This is a genomic window from Paraburkholderia sp. (assembly GCF_035656215.1).
Lineage (GTDB): Bacteria > Pseudomonadota > Gammaproteobacteria > Burkholderiales > Burkholderiaceae > Paraburkholderia.
In genome coordinates this window covers 1-2,629 of sequence record NZ_DASRSY010000421.1, presented here as the reverse complement: position 1 = coordinate 2,629, position 2,629 = coordinate 1, and the positions used below count along the sequence as shown (strand labels likewise).

The 2,629-nt window shown below is 61.2% G+C and carries 2 protein-coding genes and 1 pseudogene; all 3 read right to left on the bottom strand.

The features are described 5' to 3' along the window. A pseudogene (locus VFE81_RS24555) lies at nucleotides 1-179 on the bottom strand (GNAT family N-acetyltransferase); the annotation flags it as partial. 18 nt (nucleotides 180-197) lie between these two features. Beyond that, a complete protein-coding gene (locus VFE81_RS24550; protein WP_325047065.1) occupies nucleotides 198-1,382 on the bottom strand; it encodes an acetylornithine transaminase in 1,185 nt (394 codons plus the stop codon). Between the two features lie 350 nt (nucleotides 1,383-1,732). Continuing rightward, a partial coding sequence (locus VFE81_RS24545; protein WP_325047064.1) for a CDP-6-deoxy-delta-3,4-glucoseen reductase occupies nucleotides 1,733-2,629 on the bottom strand: 897 nt, incomplete at its 5' end.

The following is a 2,629-nucleotide window of genomic DNA, read 5'->3' as shown; positions in this document are numbered from 1 at the left end:
ACCGCGACAAAGAACAGTTCCGGTTGCGTCGCCAGTTTGTTTGCGATCGACAGATGCGGGTTGCGCTGCGGTCTTGTCACGTCCCGGTACTCCGGGAACGCTTCCTGCCATAGCGCGACCACGGCATCGGTGTCACGCGTGTCGAAGCAGCGGATCGATAACGTTGTGGTCGTCGTCATACGCGCTTTCCTGTGTGATTACAGCGTGTCGAGAATTGAACGCAGCATCGCCATCATCTGGTCGATTTCTTCGTTCGTGACGTTCAGTGCCGGCATGAAGCGCAGCAGGTTCGGACGCGCTGCGTTCAGCAGCAGGCCGTCGGGTTGCATCACGCGCGCCTTCTCGACGATCTGGTTGCCGATGTCCTTGCCGAGCAGCAGGGCGCGCAGCAGACCTTCACCGCGTTCGCCTTCGAAGCCGCGCTCTTCCGACAGTTCGAGCAGCCTGGCGCGCAGATACTCGCCGCGCGCACGCACGCCTTCGAGGAAGCCCGGCGCGGTCAGTTGCGAGATCACCGAGTAGCCGACGGCGGTCATCAACGGATTGCCGTTGTACGTACCACCCTGATCGCCCGGTTCGAACACGGCGATTTCGGCTTTCGCGAGCAGCGCCGCGAGTGGCACGCCGCCACCGATGCCCTTGCCGAGCGTCATGATGTCCGGTTCGATGCCCGACAGTTCGTACGCGAACAGGGTACCGGCCCGGCCGCAACCGCTTTGCACTTCGTCGACGATCAGGAGCAGGTTGTGCTGTTTGGTCAGCGCGCGCAGTTGCTGCATGAACTCGCGTGTGGCGGGAATCACGCCGCCTTCGCCCTGAATCGGCTCGAGCATCACCGCGACCGTCTTTGCGTTGATCAGCTTTTCAACCGACGCGATGTCGTTCAGATCCGCTTTCGGGAAGCCCGGCACTTGCGGCGCGTAGATCGTGTCCCAGCCCGGCTTGCCGCTTGCGGACATGGTCGCAAGCGTGCGGCCGTGGAAGCTGTGATCGAACGTGATGATTTCGAACGCGCCGTCCTTGAACTTCTTGCCCCACTTGCGCGCGAGCTTGATCGCGCCTTCGTTGGCTTCGGCGCCGCTGTTCGCGAAGAACACTTTGTCGAAACAGCTGTGCTGCGTGAGCAGCCCGGCGAGTTGTGCCATCGGACCGTTGTAGAAGGCCGGCGACGGATTGAGCAGCAGTTGCGCCTGCTTGTTCAGCGCTTCGATCATGCCGTCGTTGCAATGGCCGAGGCTGTTGACTGCCCAGCCCTGGATGAAGTCCAGATATCGCTTGCCGTTATTGTCGTAGAGCCACGAGCCCTTGCCGTGCGTGAAAACGATATCGGGCCGGTTCGTGATGTACATCAGCGACTCGATCGGGTACTCATTGAAATTCATAACGGCAGGCTCCAGACAGCGGGTGAAGGGTTAATGAGCGGTTGGGCAAACAAAAAAAGCAAACAAAAAAGCCACGGCATGCCGTGGCTTTCATGATTCGAACTGCTTGCGCCCTTGTGCGGCGCGAATCCGTGACGAAGCCAGCGGCGTCCCTAAGGGAGCGGCGAGCGGCGACGTCGGAGTTCGGACTGGATGCGGTTCATGCGCGAAAGAATACGACAAGGAAAGCGCTGGTGTAAACCATGAATTTGCACAATTTGGCGTCAAGCGGGATTTTTGCGCATCCGCCTTGGTGCTGACATGCTGTTCAGGAACGGCCCGGTCGCGGTTCGATCGGGCCGTTCATTCCCTCAAACCGCGTTCGCCAGATCCGCCGCGCTCGTGAAGGAATCCGCGTAGAACTCGTCTTCCGGCAGCCCGTGATGCTGGGTGAAATCGCGCTGCGCCGACTCGACCATCACCGGCGCGCCACACGCGTACACCTGGTACGGCGACAGATCCGGCAAATCCTCGATCACCGCGCGATGCACGAAGCCGACACGGCCCGTCCACGCATCGCCCGCGTCCGGTTCCGACAGCACCGGCACGAACTTGAAGTTCGGAATCTCGCGAGCCCATTGCTCGGCGAGATCGAGCAGGTACAGGTCCTTCTTGCGGCGCGCGCCCCAGTAAAGCGTCATGGGCCGATTCAGGTTCTTGAACACCGCATGTTCGACGATCGCCTTGAGCGGCGCGAAGCCGGTGCCCGAGGCCAGCAGCACGATCGGCTTGTCCGAGTCTTCGCGCAGGAAGAAAGTGCCGAGCGGTGCTTCGAAGCGCAGGATGTCGCGCTCCTTGATTGTGTTGAAGACGTGATCGGTGAACGCGCCACCGGGCATGTGACGGATATGCAACTCGATCGGGCCTTCCGCGTGCGGCGCGCTCGCCATCGAATAGCTGCGGCGCTTGCCGTCCTTCAGAATAAATTCCAGGTACTGGCCGGCGAGATATTGCAGACGCTCGTTAGCGGGCAGTTGCAGTTTCAGCACGACAACGTCGTCGGCCTTGCGCTCGATCGCGTTCACGCGGCACGGCAGTTTCTTGACCTGCACGTCGCCCACGCCGGCCACTTCGCGGATATCCACTTCGAGATCGGAGCATGCCGTCGCGCAGCAGAAGAGCGCCATGCCGCGCGTCTTTTCGTCGTTCGACAAGGCTGACGACGAATGCTGACGCTGTTCGATCTGACCGCTGACCACGGTGCCTTT